At 71.8% G+C, this 21,815-nt stretch carries 17 protein-coding genes; 10 read left to right on the top strand and 7 right to left on the bottom strand.

Annotated features, from left to right (window positions below; all coding sequences use genetic code 11):
- Positions 1-69: 69 nt before the first annotated feature.
- Entirely contained in the window at positions 70-453 is a 384-nt protein-coding gene (locus MPPM_RS24370) for a nuclear transport factor 2 family protein (protein ID WP_096487278.1), read from the top strand.
- Positions 454-545: 92 nt separating this feature from the next.
- On the opposite strand, the gene MPPM_RS24365 is transcribed toward MPPM_RS24370, so the two are convergent.
- From MPPM_RS24365 to MPPM_RS24350, 4 genes are all read right to left on the bottom strand, one after another.
- Positions 546-1,352: a fructosamine kinase family protein gene (locus MPPM_RS24365; protein ID WP_096487277.1), complete on the bottom strand. Its 807-nt coding sequence runs from the start codon at positions 1,350-1,352 to the stop codon at positions 546-548.
- Entirely contained in the window at positions 1,349-1,828 is a 480-nt protein-coding gene (locus tag MPPM_RS24360) for a low molecular weight protein-tyrosine-phosphatase (protein ID WP_096487276.1), read from the bottom strand. Before MPPM_RS24360 ends, MPPM_RS24365 begins: the two co-directional genes overlap by 4 nt.
- Complete coding sequence (locus MPPM_RS24355) at positions 1,825-3,663, bottom strand: aminopeptidase P family protein (RefSeq protein WP_096487275.1); 1,839 nt, start codon at positions 3,661-3,663, stop codon at positions 1,825-1,827. Before MPPM_RS24355 ends, MPPM_RS24360 begins: the two co-directional genes overlap by 4 nt.
- 70 nt (positions 3,664-3,733) lie before the next feature.
- On the bottom strand, positions 3,734-4,651 hold the full coding sequence (locus MPPM_RS24350) for a 50S ribosomal protein L11 methyltransferase (RefSeq protein ID WP_096487274.1): 918 nt from the start codon (positions 4,649-4,651) through the stop codon (positions 3,734-3,736).
- Positions 4,652-4,974: 323 nt separating this feature from the next.
- On the opposite strand from MPPM_RS24350, the gene MPPM_RS24345 reads away from it, so the two are divergent.
- Positions 4,975-5,175: a hypothetical protein gene (locus MPPM_RS24345; protein WP_096487273.1), complete on the top strand. Its 201-nt coding sequence runs from the start codon at positions 4,975-4,977 to the stop codon at positions 5,173-5,175.
- A 117-nt stretch (positions 5,176-5,292) separates the two neighbouring features.
- The gene (locus MPPM_RS28615; RefSeq protein ID WP_173807949.1) at positions 5,293-5,463 is read left to right on the top strand and encodes a ribosome modulation factor; all 171 of its coding nucleotides are present in this window, start codon (positions 5,293-5,295) and stop codon (positions 5,461-5,463) included.
- A gap of 266 nt (positions 5,464-5,729) precedes the next feature.
- On the opposite strand, the gene MPPM_RS24340 is transcribed toward MPPM_RS28615, so the two are convergent.
- Complete coding sequence (locus tag MPPM_RS24340; protein WP_096487272.1) at positions 5,730-6,272, bottom strand: hypothetical protein; 543 nt, start codon at positions 6,270-6,272, stop codon at positions 5,730-5,732.
- A 253-nt stretch (positions 6,273-6,525) separates the two neighbouring features.
- Between MPPM_RS24340 and argC the strand changes: the two genes are divergently transcribed.
- The 3 genes from argC to MPPM_RS24325 all read left to right on the top strand — a co-directional run bounded on the left by argC (position 6,526) and on the right by MPPM_RS24325 (position 9,207).
- Positions 6,526-7,470 carry an N-acetyl-gamma-glutamyl-phosphate reductase gene (gene argC / locus MPPM_RS24335; RefSeq protein WP_096487271.1) on the top strand — a complete coding sequence of 315 codons (945 nt, stop codon included), beginning with the start codon at positions 6,526-6,528 and terminating at the stop codon, positions 7,468-7,470.
- A 744-nt stretch (positions 7,471-8,214) separates the two neighbouring features.
- Positions 8,215-8,745 carry a Ros/MucR family transcriptional regulator gene (locus MPPM_RS24330; RefSeq protein ID WP_096487270.1) on the top strand — a complete coding sequence of 177 codons (531 nt, stop codon included), beginning with the start codon at positions 8,215-8,217 and terminating at the stop codon, positions 8,743-8,745.
- Between the two features lie 207 nt (positions 8,746-8,952).
- Entirely contained in the window at positions 8,953-9,207 is a 255-nt protein-coding gene (locus MPPM_RS24325) for a hypothetical protein (protein ID WP_244573401.1), read from the top strand.
- A gap of 27 nt (positions 9,208-9,234) precedes the next feature.
- On the opposite strand, the gene MPPM_RS24320 is transcribed toward MPPM_RS24325, so the two are convergent.
- A complete protein-coding gene (locus MPPM_RS24320) occupies positions 9,235-10,239 on the bottom strand; it encodes an NUDIX hydrolase (protein WP_244573400.1) in 1,005 nt (334 codons plus the stop codon).
- A 228-nt stretch (positions 10,240-10,467) separates the two neighbouring features.
- Between MPPM_RS24320 and thiE the strand changes: the two genes are divergently transcribed.
- The 3 genes from thiE to MPPM_RS24305 all read left to right on the top strand — a co-directional run bounded on the left by thiE (position 10,468) and on the right by MPPM_RS24305 (position 13,053).
- Positions 10,468-11,193, top strand: coding sequence for a thiamine phosphate synthase (gene thiE, locus MPPM_RS24315; RefSeq protein WP_096487268.1), 726 nt, complete (start codon positions 10,468-10,470; stop codon positions 11,191-11,193).
- 245 nt (positions 11,194-11,438) lie between these two features.
- Positions 11,439-12,245 carry a bifunctional hydroxymethylpyrimidine kinase/phosphomethylpyrimidine kinase gene (thiD, locus tag MPPM_RS24310; RefSeq protein WP_096487267.1) on the top strand — a complete coding sequence of 269 codons (807 nt, stop codon included), beginning with the start codon at positions 11,439-11,441 and terminating at the stop codon, positions 12,243-12,245.
- Positions 12,246-12,423: 178 nt separating this feature from the next.
- Positions 12,424-13,053: a helix-turn-helix domain-containing protein gene (locus MPPM_RS24305; RefSeq protein WP_096487266.1), complete on the top strand. Its 630-nt coding sequence runs from the start codon at positions 12,424-12,426 to the stop codon at positions 13,051-13,053.
- A 246-nt stretch (positions 13,054-13,299) separates the two neighbouring features.
- Here MPPM_RS24305 and MPPM_RS29270 read toward each other — a convergent pair whose 3' ends face one another.
- Positions 13,300-21,072, bottom strand: coding sequence for an apolipoprotein A-IV repeat region-like domain-containing protein (locus MPPM_RS29270; protein WP_096487265.1), 7,773 nt, complete (start codon positions 21,070-21,072; stop codon positions 13,300-13,302).
- Positions 21,073-21,429: 357 nt separating this feature from the next.
- On the opposite strand from MPPM_RS29270, the gene MPPM_RS24295 reads away from it, so the two are divergent.
- Entirely contained in the window at positions 21,430-21,774 is a 345-nt protein-coding gene (locus MPPM_RS24295; protein ID WP_096487264.1) for an Hpt domain-containing protein, read from the top strand.
- The last annotated feature ends 41 nt before the right edge of the window (positions 21,775-21,815 follow it).

The following is a 21,815-nucleotide window of genomic DNA, read 5'->3' as shown; positions in this document are numbered from 1 at the left end:
GACGGCGCGAGGCCGCGAGGGTCGCAGGAAGGCGGCGTGATCGCGCCCGTTCACGCTCGGAGCGACAGGATGACCGACCTCGCGGCGAACAAGGCGACCGTCATCGCCTTCTACGAGCTGATGTTCAACGCGTGCCGGCCGAGGGAGGCGATCGAGCGCTACGCCGGCGACGACTACATCCAGCACAACCCGCACGTCGCCAGCGGCAAGGACGGATTCATCGCCTATTTCGAGCGCATGGCCCGCGAGTGGCCGGGCAAGCGGGTCGAGGTGAAGCGGGCGATCGCCGAGGGCGATCTCGTCGTGCTGCATTGTCTCCAGCACTGGCCGGGCAACCACGACTACGCGGCCATCGACATCTTCCGGCTCGATGACGCGGGCCGGATCGTCGAGCACTGGGACGTGCTGCAGATCCTGCCCGAGACCTCCGCCAATTCGAACGGAATGTTCTGAGCGATTTCTTTCGACGGGAGCCTCCGGTCGCCCCCGTCCGGCGTCCTCTCCGTCATCGCGAGCGGCAGCGAAGCGATCAAGGGGCGGGCGTCTCAGGCGCCCGCCGCCTCCAGACACCCTTCGACCAGGCCGTCGTAGCCGGCGCCGAACAGGCGCCGATGCACCAGCGCCGGCCAAAGCTTGTAGATCGCCGCACGCTCCGACGCGCCGGGTTCCGACGGCCCATAGGCGATGCGGAACGCGGGACCGGGACGGCCGAACAGGCTCAGCATCGCCAGATCGACTTCGGCATGACCGTAATAGCAGGCCGGATCGATCAGTCCCGAGACCCGGTCGCCGGCAGTGAGGACGTTGCCGCTCCACAGGTCACCGTGGAGCAGGGCGGCGCGGGGCCGTTCCGGCAGGCGGCTCCTCAGGTCTCCCGCCAGCCGCTCGACCCGCTGGAACAGCGGGACGGGGAGGTGGCCGGCATGACAGAGCAGGCGGCGCTCGCCCCAGAAGGCGGGCCAGTCCTCGGCCCACGCATTCGCGATGGCCACGGGACCGAAGGCGTAGTCGGCGTGCCAGCCGTAGCGCTCGCCCGCGGCGGCGTGCAGGCGGGCAACGACCTGACCGAGGTCGGCCTCGGCGCCCGGCCCGGCACCGGTATCGGGCAGGGCTTCGAGGACGAGCAGCGTCGCGTCCACGGCCAGCACGGCGGGGGCGGGCGCGCCGGTCGCGGCGATGGCCGCGAGCATCCGGGCCTCCTCCGGCGGCGCCGGTCCGGTCTTGGCCACCGCCTCGCGTCCGTCCTCCAGCCGCAGGCGCATGCATTGGGACAGATCGCCGCCCGCCATCGGCCGAGCCTCGGCGACGGAGATGCCGAGCAGGTCCGCCGCCCGGCGGGCGAGGACGTTCATTCCGGCTCTGCCAAGCGGCGGGCGAGGGCGCGGGCGCCCGCCGTCACGTCGGCCCAGGTGGTGTCGAAGCCGTCGTCTGCTCCGTAATACGGGTCGGCCACCGGCTCGCCCTCCCGGCCCGGCACGTGGTCGAGGAGCAGGCTCAACGCGGCCCGTGAACCGGCCGGCCGCAGGGCGCGCAACTTGGCGAGGTTGGCGAGATCCAGGGCGACGACGTGGTCGAACCGCTCAAAATCGTCCGGCGTCACCTGACGCCCGCGATAGCCGGCAATCTCGACGCCGTGCGCCCGCGCCACGGCGATCGCGCGGGCGTCGGGCGGCTCGCCCACATGCCAGTCGCTGGTGCCGGCGGAATCGACCATCACGTCGAGCCCGATCCGCGCCGCCTCGCTCCTGAAGGCGGCTTCGGCGAGCGGCGAACGGCAGATGTTGCCGAGACAGACGAACAGGATCGCGGGACGGGTGGGCGCGTTCACGCGGCGGCCTCGGCGAGTGGCCGCGTCGCCGCCTCCAGCCAGCCCCGCACCGGCCCGTCGAGGTCGGGTGCGAGCGCCGCGCGCACCCGCGCGTGATAGGCGTCGAGCCATTCCACCTCCGCCGGGGCGAGCAGGGACGGATCGATCAGGCGCCGGTCGATCGGAGCGAGCGTCAGGGTCTCGAAGCCGAGCATCGGCCGATCGCCGCCGGAAATGGTCCGCTCCTCGACGAGGATCAGGTTCTCGATGCGGATGCCGTAGGCGCGGCTCCGGTAGTAGCCCGGCTCGTTCGAGAGGATCATGCCGGGCTTCAGCGCCACGGTGCCGGTCTTGGCGATGCGCTGCGGCCCCTCGTGGACCGAGAGGAAGGCGCCGACACCGTGGCCGGTGCCGTGATCGAAATCGAGCCCCGCCTCCCACAGGCTGATGCGGGCGAGGGCATCGATCTGCGCGCCCGTCGTCCCCTCGGGGAAGACGGCGCGGGCGATGGCGATGTGCCCCTTGAGCACACGGGTGAAGCGGTCGCGCATCTCGTCGCTCGGCACACCGATCGCGACGGTGCGGGTGATGTCGGTGGTGCCGTCGGCGTATTGCGCACCGGAATCGATCAGGAAGAGTTCGCCGGGCCGCGCGGTGCGGTCGGTGGCGCGGGTGACGCGGTAATGGACGATGGCGCCGTTCGGGCCCGAGCCGGAGATGGTCGGGAAGGAGACGTCCCGCAGCAAGCCGCTCTCCCGGCGGAAATCCTCCAGCGCCTCGACGGCGGCGATCTCGCTCACGCCCTCCGCGGCCGCGCGATCGAGCCAGGCGAGGAAGCGCGTCACGGCGAGCCCGTCGCGGCGGTGGGCGGCACGGGTGCCGGCGATCTCGGCCGCGTTCTTGACGGCCTTCATCGCGGTGACCGGATCGGCGCCGACATCGACGACGCCGCCGGCCGCCTCGACCCGATCCTTGAGCGCCGCCGCCCCCGTCGCCGCATCGAGCCGCACCCGCGCGGCATTCCTGCACGCGCTTGCCAGATCCCCCGCGAAGGCGTTGCGCGGGCGCAGGTCGGCAAGCGGTTCGAGGGCTGCGCGCAGGTCGGCGTCGATCGCCTGGGAGGTGAGGTAGAGCGCCGCCCGTCCCTCGCGGAGGACGAGCGCGTAGCCGAGCGCCAGCGGCGTGTGCGGGATGTCCGCCCCCCGCAGATTGAAGGCCCAGGCGAGATTGTGAGGATCGGAGATGACGAGGACATCGATCGCGCCCTCGGCGAGGGCGGCGCGGATGCGGTCGAGCTTCTCGGCCCGCGTCTCGCCCGCCAGATCGTCGGGATGGGCCGTGACCCGGCCGGCCGGCGGCCGGGGCCGCCCGGCCCAGACCGCATCCACGAGATTGTCCGGCACGGCGCGAAGCGACGCGCCCGCCTTCGTGGCGGCGCGCTCGAGGCGGGCCACGCCGTCGGGCGTGTGGAGCCAGGGATCGTAGGCAAGGACCTGGCCCGGTTTCAGATGCGTCCCGAGCCACGCCTCCGGCGTCGTCTCGGCGAGCGGCACCACCGTGACCGTCGCGGTATCGACCTGTTCCGGCGCCTGCAGCGTGTAGCGGCCATCGACGAACAGGGCGGCCTCGTCGGCGAGCACCGCCGCGAGGCCGGCCGAGCCGGTGAAGCCGGTGAGCCAGGCGAGACGCTCGGCGTTGGCGGGCACGTATTCGGATTGATGCTCGTCGGCCCGCGGCACCACGAAGCCGTCGGCGCCGGTCTCCCGCAGGGCGGCGCGCAGGGCCTCGATCCGCTCGGGCCCCTTGGCGTGGCTCGGATCGTCGAAGGTCTGGAAGCGGGCAGAGGGCGTCGTCATAGCCTGAAACCTACCGCGTCGGACGACCCCGCGACAGCCTCCTCGGTGCGGGCTTCTCGGCGCCGGCTTCTCAGCGCGGGCGCGCCGCCGCCCCGCCCCGGCGCAGCACCAGCGTGGCCCAGCCCTCGATCACGCCGGAGCGGGCGAGATGGAAACCGCGATGGCGGTAGGTCGAGAGCACGCCCGGCACGTCGCGCTCGATCAGGCCGGAGAGGATCAGCACGCCGTCATCGGCCACCACGGCGGTGAGCGAGGGCGCGAGCCGCTTGAGCGGACGGGCCAGGATGTTGGCGAAGACCACGTCGAAGCCCCGGGAACGGTTCGCCAGCGCGTGGCGCACGCCCGGTGCGTGGTAGAGGCGCATATAGGGTCCGAGCCCGTTGAGGCGGGCATTGCCGCGGGCGGTGGAGACGGCCTCGGGATCGAGGTCGCCGGCGATCACCGGCATGCGCAACGCCTTGGCGGCGGCAAAGCCGAGAATGCCGGTGCCCGTGCCGACATCGAGCACGCGGGCCGGACGGCGCCGCTTCAGCTCGTCCACCAGGGCCCGCAGGCAGCCGAGCGTGGTGCCGTGATGGCCGGTGCCGAAGGCGAGGGCCGCCTCGATCTCGATGGCGAGGTCGTTGGCCCGCACCTGATGCCGGTCGTGGCCGCCATGGACGAGGAAGCGGCCGGCGCGGACCGGCTTCAGCCCCTCCAGCGAGGCGCGGACCCAATCCTGCTGGTCGATGGTCTCGAAGAGCGCCTCCTCCGCCTGCGCGCCGAGCACCGGGCGGATCAGCTCGCGGATCATCTCCGCGTCGGGCTCCTCCGAGAAATAGGCCTCCAGCCGCCACGCGCCGGTTTCCTCCACCTCGAAGGCGGCCACCGCCGTCTCCATCGGGTCGAACATCTCGCCCAGGAGTTCGGTCATGGCGCGAGCGGAGGGCTCGTCCGTGATCAGGCGCAGAACGTGCGTGGGTCGGTGCGGCGGCAGACCTTCGAGCATGGAGCGCCCTCTATCACCGGCACGCTCGGAGGGCCACGGTCTTCACGTCCGCCCACGCCCGACCGGTCCATAATCGGAATGCAGCACGCGCCGTGTTCGGAAAAGCACAGACAAGACCAGTCGTGATTAATCCACAGGCATGATGTTTAATTTCTAGCCGAAATCCGCGGAACCGGGGCGGAAAGGCGGCGTTCTCATCGTCCGAAGCACCTCGCACCTGCCCCTCGCCGATCCTGCATCGACGGGGCTGTGCCCAATGGCAGGTCCCTGCGGGGGTGCTTCTCAGTACCGCACATCATGCGCCTTCGAGTCCCCATCGCGTCATGACACCCAGATCCGCCCGCCGCCGCTCCCCCGTCATCGTGAAGCGCGAGCCGCGACTCGACCGCCGCCGTGCCGCGAGCACGGACATCCTCGCTCCGGACAGCCTGGAGGCCCCGCTGCCCGGCTCGCTGCTCGTGCTGCTGAGCCGTCTGCACCGCGCGGAAGCGAAGCCCGCTCCCGAATCCGACCCTGTCGCCTGACTCGAGGACCTGAAACAGACGCGACTCCTGCGGGAACCGCGTCCCCTTCGGATCGCTTCTGTTCCCGCTCCCTCCGGCCCGACAATGCCCGGGCCCGCATCGCGAAAGGATCGGTCGATGGTCGTGGTATCGAGCAAGATCTTCCAAGAGGGCAAAGCCGCGAAGGCAACGGGCCAGCCCGATTCGGCGAACCCCTACGAGGCGGGCTCGCAGGAGAGCCTCGACTGGCTTGAGGGCTACACCGACGGCGAGCCCGAGCCTTCGGCTGCCGGCCCTTCCGAGAACTGAACCGCGCAACGAGCCCCGCCTCGCGGGAGACCTTGCGCGAATCCTCTGATCATCGGAGGCATCCGCTCGGATCGGGGCACGATCGTCCCCGGCTGAGTGCGGCGCCCGTGGATGCGACCCGCGCGGGACGGGCCGCACCGTATCGAACGTCGTGAGCATCCTCGCTCACGTCCGCTCTTCGAGCCCCGGAGCCTCGTCACGGCGGGGTCGGCCGATACTCTCAAGCGAAGCCAGGCGGACGCCCCCTCGCGGCCGCCTCGCCCCGATCAGGAGGCCAGTGCGCGCTCCAGCTCGCCCTTGGTCATCTTCGAGCGGCCGGGAATGTCCTGCTTGCGGGCGCGCTGCATCAGCTCCGCCTTGGTCGCGCCGCCATTGCCGCCCTTAGCCGACGTCTTCTTGTCCGACGTCTTGCCGGTCTTGCGGGCGGTGGCCGCCTTCTTCGCCACGTCGGCGGGCTGCTTCGAGTGCTGCTTGCCTTCGGCGGAATCGGCGCGCTTCTTGGCGGTCGAACGCTTGTACTCAGAGTCGGACAGTTTCTCGCGCGCCTTCTTGGGCAGGTAGCGCTCGCCCGTCTTGCCGCTCTCCTTGCCCGACTTCGTACCCCACTCCTCGTCGGTCCACTGCTTGAGATGGTTGTCGTCGGACTTCTTGCCGGCGTAGCCGCCGCCCTCCTTCTTGTATTCGCTGGTGGCCATTTGCGCCTTGCGGGCCGACCACTGACCGGGCTTGCCGCCCTTGGACGATTGCGTGACCTCTTTCTTGACCTTGTCCCACAGCTTCGGGTCGGTCTTCTTCGCGGTTCCTGACATCGGCTTCGCCTCCTGAGCGACATTCGGCTGTCAACAGAAGGCGTCATTCTGGGTTCCGGCCGCGCCGTGCCTGTCCACGCACAACACGGCTCGCCCGCGACCCGCCGGGGTCGCGCCGATGAGCGTGTGCGGACACCGAAGGCGTTGACAGGGGAGGGCGGAGCTTCCACCTCCGCGCCACCGGCGAGTCGGGCTGCTCCGCCCACGAGCTGTTCAGAGCGGTCCGGATCAGGGCCGAGCGAGGATTGTTGCGATGTCCGACGGCGTCAGCGCCCCGAAGGTGTTCATCGATGGCGAGGCCGGCACCACCGGACTCGGCATCCGCGAGCGCCTGGAACGCGACGGCAGGGTGCGCCTCGTCAGCATCCCGCACGAGAGCCGGAAGGATGCGGGCGTGAAGCGGGCGATCCTCCAGGACGTCGATCTCGTCGTGCTCTGCCTGCCCGACGACGCCTCCCGCGAGACTGCGGCCCTGGCCGACAGCCTGCCCGAGGGCGGCCCGAAGCTGCTCGACGCCAGCACCGCCCACCGCATCGCCCCGGGCTGGGCCTACGGTTTCGCCGAGATGGCGCCGGATCAGGCCGAGGCCATCCGCAGCGCGCGCCGGGTCGCCAATCCCGGCTGCTACCCGACCGGAGCGATCGCGCTGCTGCGCCCGCTGGTCGAGCGCGGCCTGATCCCGCCGGATCATCCCATCAGCATCAACGCCGTCAGTGGCTATAGCGGCGGCGGCCGCAGCATGATCGAGAGTTACGAGCGCGGGGAGGGGGCACCGTTCCAGCTCTACGGGCTCGGCTTCGGCCACAAGCACCTGCCGGAGATCGAGGCCTATAGCCGGCTCACCCGCCGGCCGATCTTCATCCCCTCGGTCGGCAACTTCCGACAGGGCATGCTGGTCAGCATCCCCCTGCATCTCGGCACCCTGCCCGGCCGCCCCACCCCGGGCGACCTGGAAGGCGCGCTGATCGATTGGTATGCCGGCGCGTCGCTGGTGAAGGTCGTCAGCGGTGCGGAGGAAGGCGCTCACCGCGAGCGCCTTGAGCCGGAAGCCCTCAACGACACCGACCACCTCGAATTGCGGGTCTTCGGCTCCGACAGCCACGGCCAAGCCGTGCTGGTCGCCCGTCTCGACAATCTCGGCAAGGGCGCCTCGGGGGCGGCGGTCCAGAATCTCGGCCTGATGCTCGGCCTCGACTGACGCACCGGACCGTTCGGGCTTTCTCGCCCGGCGAAGCGGCAGCCGGCCCGTCGATCAGGATAGGTCCGAAGAGGGTTGCTCCGCGGGCGGGCCGTCCGCCGGCATTGGAGCGGCGGTGCGCTGGGGAAAAAGCAGGGCAGATGCGGTTCGAGACCGCATCGGCCGAGACGAGCCCTTGAATTCGACAACCGCAGAGCGGCCTGGCACCGGCTCCTCTTCGACTTCCGTGTCGAAGCGATGCAACGCCGTGGTCGGCGTGACGCCGGAACAGGCCGACGGCAGGACGAGAAGCTTCGGAGCAGTCGATTCGCTTCGATCAATCCCGCGCGATCCACAGAAAATACGTAGACCTGCGGCGGGGTGTCGCAACCGAAAGCTGTTTTGCGAAGCTTCGCCCCCTGCCGGAGGCGGCCTGTGTCGCGACCCGTGTCATCGGCGATGCAACCGTCTCCTTGTTCGAAGTCTCAACTCGTTGAAACAGCACCATTTTCCAAGAGACGACGACACCTATCATAACATATGAAATAATTCAGTCCGCCCTTAAGGCTGAGCCGCAAGTCGGGCGTAATCGTTCTTTTCTGCAGCTTCGCATCGGCGTTTTTTTCATTCGGGCTGCATAGAAACACGCGTATCGTTCCATTCGCCTCGACCTGATTGAGCCCGAAATCAGCGACGATGTCTTGCTCATCCGCGGCTCTGAGCTTACCGTCTTGCAGGTAATCACCCCTCACAGAAGATCGCGCCATGGAAACCAGTGAACAGGACGCGGAAACAGCCCGCCTCGTTACCCTTACGGCGGACGTCGTTTCTGCTTATGTCAGCAACAATCATGTCCAGAGCGCCGAGCTTCCCAAATTGCTCGGAGAAGTGCATGAGGCGATCCGCTCGGTCAGCTTAAGCGGACGCCCGTCCCCCGAGACCGGCCCGCCGAAGGCGACGCCGCAAGAGATCCGCAAGTCGATCAGCCACGACTTCCTGGTCAGCTTCGAGGACGGCAAGCCCTACAAGACGCTGCGTCGCCACCTCACCCTGCGCGGTCTGTCGCCGGAGCAGTATCGGGCGAAGTGGGGGCTGCCCAACGACTACCCGATGACGTCGGCGAGCTATTCGGAGCAGCGCTCGGAACTGGCACGCGCGCTCGGCTTGGGTCAGCAGCGCCGCCGGATCGCGGAACCGGAGCCGGAACCGGCCCCCGAGCCCGTGGCGGCCGAGCCGGAGCCCGCTCCGGAGAAGAAGCGCCGCGCCCCGCGCCGCAAGAAGGAGACGCAGGCCTGAGGCCGCAGCGGCCCGGATGACGTGGGCTCGGCCAGGTCGGGCCCATGACCATGCGGCGGCCTCTGGATCGCTCCACGATTTCGGTGGACGTCTCATCCGCGGGCCCTCGTGGCACCTGCCCTGCGCCAGGATCGATTGAGGGACCATCCTGCCATCGGCAAACGCTCTGTCGGAGGGCGCTGGCCGATGGTCTGGGCACAAAGGCGAATGGCGGCCGACACGATCCGGTCGGTCGAGATCCTGTTTCGCGAGCAGGCGGCGTCTCTCGATCCGTTGTGCCAGATGCTCCTCGTCAGGGTGGACGAGGATTGGCCGATGGTCCGTCTCTGGGTCTGCGTTCCCGAGCCGGATCTGCTGACGCCCTACTACGGCTTCAGCCTCTGCACCCGCGCCGACCTGCCCCTGGCACCCACCCTCGTCGCCGGCTGCCCGGAGCAGTTCGGGCGCATCCTCCAGCGCTGAGCACGGCCCCGCAGGGACAACGGGCCCTCACACCGTCCGTCGCGACGGTGTGAGCCGCACGCCGGGGGCCGGGCGCTCCAGCAGAACCTCCCGTCGGAACCGCACCAGCCGGGCCGGACGTCCGGCATTGCCGCTGGTGAGCGCCTCGGTCTCCTCGACGAGCCCTTGCTGCGCCACGAGGCGGCGGAAATTCTGCTTGTGCAGCCGCGTGCCCGAGAGCGCCTCGACCGTGCGCTGAAGCTGGAGCAGGGTGAAGGCGGGCGGCATCAGCTCGAACACCACCGGGCGATACTTGATCTTGCCCCGCAGGCGCCCGATCGCGGTGGCGAGCACCCGGCGATGGTCGTGCGCCATCGGCTGGCCGGTGATCGCGACGTCGTCGGGCACGGCGGCGCCGGTCTGCCCGTTGGCCTCGGGGATCAGCCCGGCCTCGAACAGCAGTTCGTAGCGCTCCAGCACCCGCTCCTCGTTCCAGGCGCCGCCGATCCCGAAGCTGAGGCCGACCCGGTCCTCGCGCAGGCGCCGGAGCTTGGCGTCGGGGGCAGCGGCGACCCAGGCCATCAGGCGCGGCTCGATCTCGGCCAGCGCCGGCGGGCGCCCTTCGCGAAAATCCTCCCAGGGCAGGTAGCGGTACCAGTTGCGCCACGCGGCCTCGGCGAGGCCGGCCGGGCGCAGCTCGCGCACCAGGGCGAGATAGGCCACCGAGAGCAGGTGCACGCCGTGCTGCCCGCCCTCCCGGTCGCGGTCGCCGAAGGTGTAGAGCTGCTCGACATAGCCCAGCCGCTGGTGGGTCTGCTGCTCGACCCAGGCGCGGAGGCCCTTCTCCAACGTGGCGTGCTCGGGCACCAGCGGGCCGGCGGGCAGGGCGGTCTCACGTCCCGGCGCCTGCCCGGCAACCTGCACCGTGAGCGCGCGCGGCTCCCCATCCGTCGCCGCGACGATCACGGCGACGAGCCCCACCGAGGAGGCACTGGCGGCGCGCGTCCCCTTGTCCGCCGCTGCGGCGGTCAAACCCAATTCGGCCGTGCTCATGGTTCGTCGGCCTTGAGCCCCTCTCCTCGGGCCGCCCTCGACGGCGGAAGCGGTTCCAACCCACCACCTCGCTCTTGCCGGATCGGCCCCGGCACCGTCAACGGAGGCTGCGGCCTCATCCGCAGGCGAGCAAGGCCAAGGTCGCCGCGGCGGGCCGATCCTGCTAGACCGGAAGCGGGATCATCGGAAGGGAGCGGCCATGGCGCTCGGACGGGACGGGGAGTCGGCATGAGCATCGCGGCAGGGCTCGGTTCGTACCGGCCTTCAACGGGGATCACGGTGGATCTGCGCCTCTACGGCATCCTCGATACGGGCGTCCTGGGCGGCGATGCAGCGGCGCTCGCCGCCCTGGCGGCGGAGGCCGTGGCCGGCGGCGCCACCCTGTTCCAGTACCGCGACAAGGATACGACCGATGCCCGTGCGGCGCTCGCGCGGATCCGGGCGATCCATGCGGCGCTCGCCGGCCGCGCGCCGCTGCTCGTCAACGATCGGGTCGACCTCGCCCTGGCCGCGGGCGTCGAGGGCGTGCATCTCGGCCAATCCGATCTCCACCCGGAGGACGCGCGCCGGCTGCTCGGCCCGCGCGCGATCATCGGACTGACCGTGAAGACCGGCGCCCAGGCCGACGAACTGTACCGCCTTCCCATCGACTACGCCTGCATCGGCGGTGTCTTTGCCACGACCAGCAAGGACAATCCGGACCCGCCAGTCGGCCTCGACGGGCTGCAGCGGATCGTGTTCCGCGCCCGGCTCGCCCGGGGACAATCGCTTCCGCTGGGCGCGATCGCCGGGATCGACGCCAGCAACGCCGCCTCCGTGATCCGGGCTGGCGCCGACGGGGTGGCGCTGATCGGTGCGCTGTTCAAGGGCGGCGCGACCGAGGCCAAGGCGCGGGATCTGCGCGCCCGGGTCGACGAGGCCCTCGGACAGCGCGGGGAGGCAGGAGGACGCTAGAGGCGGTCCGACGCCGTGGATAGCGGATCGACGAGAGAAGGCGCGTCGAGGCAAGGACCTGGAGACGCCGGCATGATGCAATCCGGCCGAATGCCGGTCTAGAGCGCATTCCGACGAAGTGGTCACCGGTTCGTCGAAAGAAGGCGCGCCAAAACAATGAGCGAGAGACGCCGGCCTGATGCAATCAGGTCGGATACGGCTCTAGATGGAGCCGACGCCAGAAGAGCCGACGACGGGAGACGCCCATGACCGCCATCGCCCTGACCATCGCCGGCTCGGATTCGGGCGGGGGCGCCGGCATCCAGGCCGATCTCAAGACTTTCGCGGCCCTGCGCGTCTACGGCGCCAGCGTGGTCACCGCTCTCACCGCACAGAACACCCGCGGGGTGCAGGCGATCCACGACGTGCCCGCCGACTTCGTCGCCGCGCAGATCGACTCGGTCTTCGCCGACCTCGCGGTGGGTGCGGTGAAGATCGGCATGCTTTCGCGGCCCGAAACCATCCGCGCCGTGGCCGAAAGCCTGCGGCGGCACGCCACCGGCATCCCGGTGGTGCTCGATCCCGTCATGGTGGCCACTAGCGGCGACCGGCTGATCTCGCAGGAAGCCGTCGAAACGCTGCGCGGCGAGCTGATGCCGCTGGCCACCGTCGTCACGCCCAACCTTCCGGAGGCCGCGACCCTGCTCGACGAGGCGGAGGCCGGACACGAGAACGAGGCGGTGGGCCAGGCCCGGCGATTGCTGTCGCGCGGGGCGCGGGCGGTGCTGATCAAGGGCGGCCATGGCGAGGGCCGCGAGAGCGTCGATCACCTCGTCGCCGCGGACGGAACGCTGCGCCGGTTCGCGGCGCCGCGCATCGAGACCCGCAATAGTCACGGCACCGGCTGCACCCTCTCGGCGGCCGTGGCGGCCGGGCTCGCCCGCGGCCAGGGCCTCGCCGAGGCGGTGGGTGGGGCGAAGACCTATGTCACGGCGGCGATCCGCGCGGCGGATTCGGTGCCCGTCGGCCATGGCCACGGCCCGCTCCATCACTTCTACGCGCTCTGGCAATAGGCTTCCCGCTGGGACGAAACCGCGTCACCGCCGCGGTTTTGCGTTTGACAGATCAAACGCTCGTTCGGATAACGGAACGCCTTTCGGTGCCCTGCCCATGACGTCGTGAACGGTTCCACCCGCGAGGGCGGGTCCGGCGCGCGGATGTCCCGGCGGGCACTCTCAGCGGACCGACGTGATGCAGGACATAGCGGCAAGCCTCGAGCGTGGACGGCCGAAGGATCTCGCCAGCGGTGCGCAGGTGCTCTCGGGCCAACTCGGCAAGACGATCCAGCGCCTGCGCAAGGCCTACAACCTCTCGCTATCGGAACTCGCCGAGCAGTCGGGCGTGGCGAAGTCGATCATCAGCCAGATCGAGCGCAACGAGACCAACCCGACACTGGCCACGATTTGGCGCCTCAGCCAGGCGCTCGACGTCTCGATCGAGCGCGTCCTGGCCACCTCCGACGAGGAGCCCTTCATCGAGCGCTTCTCCCGCGCCGATACTCCGCGGCTCGTCTCCGACGACGGCAAGGTGCGGCTCGCCATCATCGGCTGGATCAAGACCGTCGAGTGGCTGCAATGGTACGACGTCACCGCCGATCCCGGCGGGGTGCTCGAATCCGACGCGCACCAGCGCGGCTCGGTCGAGTCGCTCTCGGTGCTAGAGGGCAGCTTCGAGGTCGAGGTGGGCGGCGAGGTGCAGCGGGCCAATGCCGGCGAGACCCTGCGCTACCGCTGCGACCGTCCCCACAGCATCCGCTGCCTCGGCGACGAGCCGGGCCGGGCGACGATGGTGGTCATCATGAAGGCCGCCGTGATGGAGTGAGCGGATCTCCGCCCGATCGGAGCGGACGCCGTACAGGCGCGCCCGCGCGGTGCGGGACCCGCCCTGCGACGGGATCGATCGGACCCTCCCATGAGACCGCACAGGCCGGCCGCCTGGGACGGCCGCATCCCATGAAAAAGGCCCCTACCGCGCGTGCGGTGGGGGCCTTTTTCATGGGCCGCCCGCTCGATGGCGCCGCGAGGCGGCTCCGGCAATACCGAACCCGCCTCGATCGGAGCTTGCGCCTCACACCTCGTCGAACCGGCCGCTGGCATGGGCGAGCATGGTGTAGACCTTGCCCGTCTCCGAGGTGAGGTAGGCGTCCGCGCGCTTGGTGTCGCGGTCGTTCTTCGTCACCTCGCCGAGCAGACGCTCGAACTCGCCGACATAGCGATCGACCGTCCGGCGGAACTCCGCATCCGCCCGGTAGCGGCGCTGGATCTGCTCGAAGGTCTGGCGCCCCTGCGCCGTGTAGAGACGGCCGTCGAACAGGTTCGCGTCGCCCCGGCGGTAGCGCTGCCAGAACTCGACGGACGCGCGATGATCCACCATCCGGGCGATGTCGGTCGAGATCGCATCGAGCGAGATCCGCTCGACCGGTCCCTTCGCTTCCGGCGCCGGGGTGGGTGCCGGGGCGGGAATCGCCTCGGCGCCGTCATCGTCGATCGAGGCGCGTGTCAGGAGGTCGGACAGCCAGCCGCGGTTGTCGCGGGTGCCGGGCCGCCCCTGAACCGCTCCTTGAGCCGCGCTTTGGCCCCCACCCTGGGCGGCAGCCGGGCTTACCGGACGCGGCGCGGCCGGGGGAGCCGGCGGCTGGGGCCGGGCCGCCGTCGGCGCCGCGCTGCGGGCCGGCGCCGGCTGCGGCGGCGCGGCGGGAGCGGAGACGCCGCGGCCAGCCTCGGCGGTGCGGCGCTGCTCGCCGGCGCGGGCCTGCGCCGCCGGCTGGGCGACATCCACCGACCGGTTCGAGCGGGCCACCAGGGCCGCGAGTTCGTTCAGTGCGTCGATCTGCTCGGCCACCACGCGACGCATCTCGCTGGTCGCGTCCTGCGTCTCGCGAGGCAGGTCGAGCACGCCGCGCTGCAGGTCGCTACGGGTCGCGTCGAGTTCGCGGCGGATCTCCGCGGCCATGGCGTTCATCCGCGCGACCGAGTCGCCGAACTGGCTGGAGGCTGCGGCAAAGCTCTCCATCATCTTGGCCGAGGCCGCCTCGATGGCGCTGTGCACCGCGGTCGTGGTGCGGGCGCTTTCCTCTTCGGCGCCGCTGCGCAGGCGGGCGAAGTCGCCCGCCACCGAGGTCCCGGCCTCGCGGGCCGCGCGGGCGACGCTCTCGTTGAGTTCGCGGGCGCGGGCTTCGGCCGTGCGCAGCGTCTCCTCGATCACGCTGCCGAAGCGGCCGGTCTGGGCCTCGATGGCCTGGCTGCGCTCTTCGAGGCGGGACAGCACCGCCTCGATCACGGCCTGCCGGCTCGACAGGCTCTCGGCCAGACGGCTCTCCACCGCCTCCAGGGTGCCGGCGGCCTCGGAGAGGGCACCGACATGGCTGCCGGTGCGCTCCACCAGAGTCCGGCTGCGAGCATCGAGGGTCTCGGCGAGTTCGGAGGCCTGGGCGAGGGCCCCCTGCGAAGCCTCGCGCAGGGCCACGACCTGCGTCGACACCCGGTCGGAGGCCTGCGCCGTGTCGGCGGCGACCCGGTCGAGGGTCGACTGGATCTGCTCGACGCGGGCCGCGAGCCCCTGCTCGACGGCAGCGAGGTTCTCGGAGGCGCCTCCGACGAGGTCCTTGAGCGCGCCGTTGGCGCTCTCGATCCGGGTGAGGACGCCGGCGACGTCGCGGCGGACCCGCTCATGGGCCTGGCCGACCGTCTCGGCGGAGGCCGCCGCGCCCTCGTCCAGGGCCGCGCGCAGCGCCTGGGCCGACTCGACCGTGCGGACGACGATGGCGTCAGTGCGATCGCGCAGCGCCTCGACCAGCGGTGTCCCCTTGTCGGCGATGAGCCGGTCGAGGGCCTGCTCCCGCTCGGCCAGCGCATCGGCCAGGGCCGCGGCCGGTCCGTCGATCAGGCGCGCCAGCGCCGCGTTGCGCTCGTCCATGGACTCGGCCAGCGCGGCGGCGCGGGCCTGGACCTCGGCGGCGTGACGCTGGGCGCGCTCCTCCAGCATCCGGCCCATCCGGGCGATGCCGTCCTCCACCAGCGCCGCGTAGGCGTTGCGGCGCTCGTCGAAGCTCTCGGTCAGCGCCAACTGCCGCTCGGCGCGCTCGTCGAGCGCCGCGACCATCCGGGCGGTGCCGCCGTCGATCAGGGCCGCGTAGGCCTCCTTCTGGCGGTCGAACGCCTCGGCCAACACCGCGTGGCGGCGCGCCCGCTCCTCGAGAGCCGAGACCATCCGGGCGGTGCCCTGCTCGATCAAGGTGGCGTAGGCGTCCCGCTGCCCCTCGAAGGCTTCGGTGAGAGCCGCCTGCCGCTGGGCACGCTCGTCCAGGGCCGCCACGAGGCGGGCGGTGCCCTGCTCGATCAGGCTCGCATAGGATTCCTGCTGTCCGTCGAAGGCTTCGGCGAGGGCGACCTGCTGACGGGCGCGCTCGTCCAGGGCCGCCGCGATCCGATCGGTACCGGCCGCGACCAGGGCCGCGACAGACTTCTGGCGCTCTTCGACCGTCTCGAACTGGGCCACGTGCTGGCGGGCCCGCTCGTCGAGCGCGGCGACCATGCGCGTCATGCCCTCGTCGACCAGGGCCGCGTAGGCGTCCTGGCGTTCGTCGAAGGCGTCGGCGAGCGCGTTGGCGCGGTTCGCCACCACGGTCGCGAAGGCGCGCAGGCGGGCGTCGATACGGGCGGTGAAGTCCTCGCTGCGGGTATCGACGGTCCGCGCCAGGGTGGCGGCCTGGTTCTCCACGATCTGCGCGAAGGCGCCGCCGCGGCTCTCGACCAACCCGTCGAGGCTCTGCATCCGCTCGTCGAACAGGGCTGCCAGCGCCTGGGTCTGGCTGTCGACGCGGCCGGTCAGGGTGTTCGCACGCTCGTCCACCAGGGTGCCGAGGCGGGCGTGGATCTCGTCGAACAGGGTGCGCAGCTCCTGCGTCCGCGTCTCGACGGTCTGCGCCACCTGCTGGCCGCGCCCGTCCACGAGGTCGCCGAGGACGCCGAGGCGCTCGTCGAACAGGTGGGTGAGCCCCCGCGTGCGGGCATCGACCTCGCTCGTGGCCCGGCCGATGCCGCCCTCCAGCGTCTCGACGAACAGGCGCGCGCCCTCGGTCAGCGCCGCCTGGAGCGGCAGAACGCGGCCCTGGAAGCCCTCGTCGAGGCGGCCGGCATGGCCGTCGAGCAGCCCACGGATCTCGCCGGTGCGGTGGTCGAGAATCTCCTGAACCGTGCGGGTGCGCTCCTCCAGGGTCGTGCGCAGGTCGTCGCCGCGGGCGTCGAGCATGGCGCGGATCTCACCGGCGCGGCTGTCGAGCAGGTCCTGCACCGTGCGGGCCGGCTCCTCCAGGGCGGCGCGCAGGGCGTCGAGCCCGGCCTCGAACTCGCCGCGGACATGGCCGGCGCTGCCGTCCACGAGGCCGCGCAGGGTACCGGTGCGGCTGTCGAGGGTGTCGCGGATCTCGTGGCTGCGGGCGTCGAGCAGGTCGCGCACCGTGCGCAGGCGCTCTTCCAGCACCGTCTCGAGGGCGCCGAGGCTCGCGTCGAAGGCGCCGCGCACCTGTCCGGCGCCGCCCTCCATCAGGCCGCGCAGGTCGTCCGTGCGGTGGTCGAAGGTGTCGCGGATCTCGTGGCTGCGGGCCTCGAGCAGGTCGCGCACCGTGCGCAGGCGCTCCTCCAGCGCGGTCTCGACGGCGCCGAGGCCGGCCTCGAACTCGCCGCGCACCCGCCCGGCGCTGCCCTCCATCAGGCCGCGCAGGTCGTCGGTGCGGCTGTCGAGCAGGCTGCGGATCTCGCCCGCCTGGGTCTCGAGGGCTTGGCCGAGGCGGCCGGTGCCCTCGCCGAGCAGGCCATCGACCTGCCCCACGAGGTCGCGCAGGGCGGCGAGCAGGGCGGTGCCGCGCCGGTCGAGCAGGGCGCCGAGCGAGGCGCCGCCCTGTTCCAGGGCCTGAGTGATCTCGGAGAGGCGTCCGTTGAGGCCTTCGACCGTGGCGCGGCCCCGCTGGTCGAGGTCGGCGGCGAGCGCGCCGCCGCGCTCTTCGAACAGGTGGTTGAGGCTCTCGGCCCGCTCGTCGAACAGCCGGGCAATGGTCTCGACATGGCCGCCGAGCGCCTCGACCGCGAGGCCGCTGCGGCGCTCCAGCAGGGCGACGAGGTCGCGGATCCGCGTCGTCAGCTCGCCGTCGATGGTGCGGGTGCGGCCCTCGATCAGGCGCACTGCTTCGAGGGCCTGGATGCCGAAGGACTCGTCGAGATGGCGGGCGCGCTCCTCCAGCGTGCCGCTGATCGAGTCGAGGCGCGCGACGACGCCGGTATCGAGGCGCTCGGCGCCCTCATCAAGGCGGCGGGCGAGATCCTGCGTCGTGCGCTCGAGCCGCTCGGCGATCTCGGCGGCACGGGCGGCGAGAACGTCGCCCACGGAGCGGCCGCGGTCGGCGATGTCCTGCGCCGAGCCTTCGATGCGCCGGTCGAGGGCGTCCGTGAGGATGCGGTTGCCCTCGTCCAGAGTGCGGGCGATCTCGGAGGCGCGCAGCACCAGGGTTTCGTTGAGGGCGTTGGCGCGGGCGCCGAGACGCGTATCGACATGGCCGACCAGGGCCGCGAAGCTCTCGCCGATCTCGGCGGCGCGGCGGGCGGAGAGGGACTCCATCTCGCTGATCCGCGCTTCGACCGTCTCGCCGGCGAGGCGGGCGCGCTCGGCCAGGGATTCGGCGAGTGCACTGCCCTGCACCGCGATGATCCGGTCGATCTCGCCGAGGCGCGAATCCAGGGTGGCCCCGAGGGTCTGCGCGTTGCCGGCGATCCGGTCAGCGAGGATGTCGCCGCGGGCGATGGTCTCCTGCAGGGCGGCGAGGCGGCTGCCCAGCGCCTCCTCCACCGCGCGGGCGCGGCTGTCGGTGGTCTCGATGAAGGCGGCGTGGCTGCGGTGAAGCGCGTCGCCGACCTGCGAGACGTGGCCGGCGATGGCAAGCGCCACCTCGCGGCCGGCGCCTTCGAGGCGGGACTGGGCCTCGTCGGACTGGCTGGCGATGAGCGCGGCGGCGCCGCGGCCGTGGCGGCCGAAGCCTTCCTCCAGGGCGCCCAGACGGGCATCCAGCTCGGAGCCGACCCCTGCCGCGCTGCGCGACAGTGCCTGAACCGTAGCCTCGCCGCGGGCGGACAGCTCCTCGCCGATCCGCTCAAGGGCGTCGCGCAGGCTCCGCAGCGACTCCTCGGTGCGGGTGCCGACTTCGCCACCGACGCGCTCGGCGGTGCGGGCCAGGGCGTCGGTCATCTCGGCGCTGCGGCCGTCGATCTCGTCGCGGACACGGGCCAGCAGGTCGCGCAGGTCCTGTACCGACTGGTCGGCACGGCTGCCGATCTCGCCGCCGGCCTGGGCCGCGGCCAGCGACAGGGCGACGCTCGCCTCGGAGCCGCGGACGGCAATCTCGTCGGCCACCTGGCGCAGCAGGTCCTGTAGGGCGTGCATCGACTGGTCGGTGCGGTTGCCGATCTCGCCGCCGGCATGGGCCGCGGCGAGCGCCAGGGCGCCGGTCGCCTCGGCGCTGCGGGCGGTGAGTTCGTCGGCCATCCGCTGGATCGCGGCGTGCAGCGTCTGCGAAGCGCTCTCGCTGCGGCTGCCCAGCTCGCCCCCGACGCGCTCGGCGGCGGCGTGGAACCGGCCGACCACGTCGTCCGAACGGCTCTCGACGGCGGCCGCGGCCTCGTCGGCGGCCCGGCGCAGGGTTTCGGCGGCTTCAGTGAAGCGCGCGGCGACCGCGGCGGCCTGCGCCTGCGCGGCGCCCGAGGTCTCCTCGGCGGTGTGCAGCATCCGGGCGGTGGACTCGGCGGTGCGCTCGGCGAGCAGCCCGGTCAGGGTTTCGGACGCCTCGCGCAGGCGGCGCTCCAGCGCCTCGACGCTGGCGCCGACGGAGGCGGTCGCGGCCTCCGCGTTGCGGCGGATGCCGTCCTGGGCGGCGCCCGTGCGGGTGTCGAGGTCGTCGCCCAGCCGCGCTACCACCTCGCGCAGGGTCTCGGCGGTGCCGGCGGCGTTGGCGGCGAAGGACGAGCCGAGCCCGGCGAGCGCCTGCTCCACGGTGGCGGCGGCCTGGGCCGCGCGGTCGGTCATCAGGCCGGCGACGCGGTCGCCCGCGGCGTCGAGGTTCGAGGCGAGCGCCCCGCCCTGGACCGCAATGACGTCGTCGACGCGGGTCGCCGCCGCCTCGATCCGGCCGGCGAGTTCGAGGCCGCGGCCATCCATGATCTCAGCCGCCTGGGTGGCGGAGGCGAGAAACCCGTCGCGCACCCGGTCGATGCGGGCGGAGAAGTCGTCGGCGACGCTGCCGGCGGCGAGCGCCAGGGCGGCCTGGGCATCGCGCCCACGGCCCTCGATCAGCTCGGAGACGCCGGTGCCGGCGGCCTCGATCTCGGTGCGCAGCAGGGCGCCGCGGGCGGCGATGTCCTCGGAGATCGCCGCGCCGGTGGCGGCGAAGTGCCGGCTCAGGCCCTCGCCGGTCTCGGCGAAGCGGGCGGTGATCGCGCCGCCGGTCTGGGCGAAGCGCTCGGTCAGTTCGGTCCCACGCGACAGGAAGGCCTCTTCCAGGCCCCTGGTCGAGCGCTCGAAGGTCTCGCGCACGGCGCCGCCCTGGCGGTCCAGCGCCTCGATCAGGCCGGTACCGGTCTCGGACAGGGACTGGGCGACGGCGCCGGCATTGTCGGCGAGCGTGCGGGTCAGCGCCCCGCCGGTGCGCTCGAAGGCCTGCGTCACCTCGTCGGCGCGCTGCTGCAGCGTCGTGGTCAGGCTGCCGCCGATCTCCTCCAGGCCGCTGCGCACGCCCTCGCTGGTGGCGGTGAGCTGGCGGATCAGGTCGTCGCCGCGGGTCGAGACGTTGCCGACCACCCGCTCGCCGACTTCGCCCAGCGCCGTGGTGATCGCCTCGCCGCGGGCGTCGAGCGCCCCGGTCACGCGCTCGCCCGCGCCGTTGATCGCCGCGACGATGCGCTCGGCCGCGCCCTCCAGCTCGCTCGACAGGTTCTCGTGCGAGCCGGTGATGGCGCCGCGCACCCGGTCGGCGCTGCCGACGATGGATTCACGCTGGGCGATCAGCTCGTCGACGAGGCTGCGGATGCGGATCTCGTTGTCGGAATAGGCCCGCTCCAGGGTCGAGATCTCGCCGCGCACCAGCGTCTCGAGTTCGCCCGCCCGGGCGAGGGCCCGCTCCACGCCGTCGCCGACGGCGGCGACCTCGCGGCGCACGGTCTGCGACATGGTGAGCACGGCATCCGTCGAGAAGCTCTCGGGCTCGGCCAGCCGGATCGCCACCTCGCCGACGGCGCGGGCGACGAGGCGCATCTCGTGGGCGCGCACCGCCAGCATCGCGGTGATGAGAAACAGCACGATTGGCCCGGCGATGGCGGTGGCCACCACCGCCGCCTGGAGCGCGGTGAGCCCGGTGATGAACGCCTTCAGGTCGCCGCCGGACTGGTTCCAGGCGAGCGCCACGAGGCCGTTGAGCCAGAGGAAGGAGGCGATGGCGGCGACGAGGTACGGCTTGCGCGAGGGCCGCACCCGCAGGGTCTGCTGCAGGATGCCGATGTTCTGGCGGTCGTCATTGGCCACCAGCGAGCGGTCGGGGGGCAGGAGGCCGCCCTCGCGGCGCGAGCGGCCGCGCTCCGGCGGCGGGAGGTCGGAGGGCCCGGGATCGATATCGAGGGTCGGGGTGCGGCGTCCCCCGGCCTCGGAGAAGGGATCGGCCAGCGGGTCGCCGTCGCCGACATCGGGCAGGCGCGGCTCGACCCGGGCGGTCTCGCCCGGAGCCGGAATGTCCAGATTCAAAGCCTGCTCGATCGCGGAGAGGGCCGCCTCCGCCGGATCCTTCAGCTTCTTCTCGGTGGCCATGCAACGCCTCGTACGCATCGCCGTCCACTGCAGAGCACGCGCCCTCCGCAATGGAGACGGATTTACCCGACTAGCCGAGGAACCTTAGTCCCTCGGAACCCGCACCCGATACCCGATCGGCCCGGCGCACCCAAGAAACCTTAACGGAATGGTTACCAAGCCAGGGCCCGTGATCGGGCACTCGCCCCAAGTTCTGACGCGTGCAGACATAAACGGGTACGCCCCGGGCGGGCCTGCGCTGTGGATAGCCCCCGCCGCCCACAGGCAGGTCGCCGCGCCGGCCGGATCCGCGGGCCGGGCAAGGCCGTTCGGCGCGGGGGTGGGCTCGAGGACGCAAGAGGGCGCATGAGGACCGACATGGACGCCGAGAACCAGCCCGTGCTCCTGCTCGACCGCGCTCATCTCGACGCGCAGACCTTCGGCGACGCGGATCTCGCCCGGGAGGTGCTGAGCCTGTTCGAGGACCAGTGCCGCCGCCTGCTGCCGGCGCTGGCGGAGGCGGGCCGCCCGGCCGAGGCGCGGGCCGACCTCGCCCACACCCTCAAGGGCGCGGCCCTCGGCGTCGGGGCGATGCGGGTGGCGCAGGCGAGCGCCGCCGTCGAGGCCGGTTTCCGCTCCGGCGCGGGAGCGGACCTCTCGAGCCTTCAGGCCGCCGCGGCCGAGACTCTGACAGCACTCGCGACCTTCGGCCTGGAGGCGTAACGGGCTCGCACCGTCCGGCCGCTCTCGCCGCGGCGAAGGCT

The sequence above is a fragment of the Methylorubrum populi genome (genome assembly GCF_002355515.1).
Taxonomy (GTDB): domain Bacteria; phylum Pseudomonadota; class Alphaproteobacteria; order Rhizobiales; family Beijerinckiaceae; genus Methylobacterium; species Methylobacterium populi_A.
Note: the sequence above shows the minus strand (reverse complement) of the source record. Positions and strands in the feature narration are given on the sequence as shown.

Excerpts from the sequence above, each read along its gene's own strand:
- MPPM_RS24370 (WP_096487278.1), top strand. The coding sequence starts at position 70 with ATGACCGACCTCGCGGCGAACAAGGCGACCGTCATCGCCTTCTACGAG.
- MPPM_RS24365 (WP_096487277.1), bottom strand. The coding sequence starts at position 1,352 with ATGAACGTCCTCGCCCGCCGGGCGGCGGACCTGCTCGGCATCTCCGTC.
- MPPM_RS24355 (WP_096487275.1), bottom strand. The coding sequence starts at position 3,663 with ATGACGACGCCCTCTGCCCGCTTCCAGACCTTCGACGATCCGAGCCAC.
- MPPM_RS24350 (WP_096487274.1), bottom strand. The coding sequence starts at position 4,651 with ATGCTCGAAGGTCTGCCGCCGCACCGACCCACGCACGTTCTGCGCCTG.
- MPPM_RS24345 (WP_096487273.1), top strand. The coding sequence starts at position 4,975 with ATGACACCCAGATCCGCCCGCCGCCGCTCCCCCGTCATCGTGAAGCGC.
- MPPM_RS28615 (WP_173807949.1), top strand. The coding sequence starts at position 5,293 with ATGGTCGTGGTATCGAGCAAGATCTTCCAAGAGGGCAAAGCCGCGAAG.
- MPPM_RS24340 (WP_096487272.1), bottom strand. The coding sequence starts at position 6,272 with ATGTCAGGAACCGCGAAGAAGACCGACCCGAAGCTGTGGGACAAGGTC.
- argC (WP_096487271.1), top strand. The coding sequence starts at position 6,526 with ATGTCCGACGGCGTCAGCGCCCCGAAGGTGTTCATCGATGGCGAGGCC.
- MPPM_RS24330 (WP_096487270.1), top strand. The coding sequence starts at position 8,215 with ATGGAAACCAGTGAACAGGACGCGGAAACAGCCCGCCTCGTTACCCTT.
- MPPM_RS24325 (WP_244573401.1), top strand. The coding sequence starts at position 8,953 with ATGGCGGCCGACACGATCCGGTCGGTCGAGATCCTGTTTCGCGAGCAG.
- MPPM_RS24320 (WP_244573400.1), bottom strand. The coding sequence starts at position 10,239 with ATGAGCACGGCCGAATTGGGTTTGACCGCCGCAGCGGCGGACAAGGGG.
- thiE (WP_096487268.1), top strand. The coding sequence starts at position 10,468 with ATGAGCATCGCGGCAGGGCTCGGTTCGTACCGGCCTTCAACGGGGATC.
- thiD (WP_096487267.1), top strand. The coding sequence starts at position 11,439 with ATGACCGCCATCGCCCTGACCATCGCCGGCTCGGATTCGGGCGGGGGC.
- MPPM_RS24305 (WP_096487266.1), top strand. The coding sequence starts at position 12,424 with ATGCAGGACATAGCGGCAAGCCTCGAGCGTGGACGGCCGAAGGATCTC.
- MPPM_RS29270 (WP_096487265.1), bottom strand. The coding sequence starts at position 21,072 with ATGGCCACCGAGAAGAAGCTGAAGGATCCGGCGGAGGCGGCCCTCTCC.
- MPPM_RS24295 (WP_096487264.1), top strand. The coding sequence starts at position 21,430 with ATGGACGCCGAGAACCAGCCCGTGCTCCTGCTCGACCGCGCTCATCTC.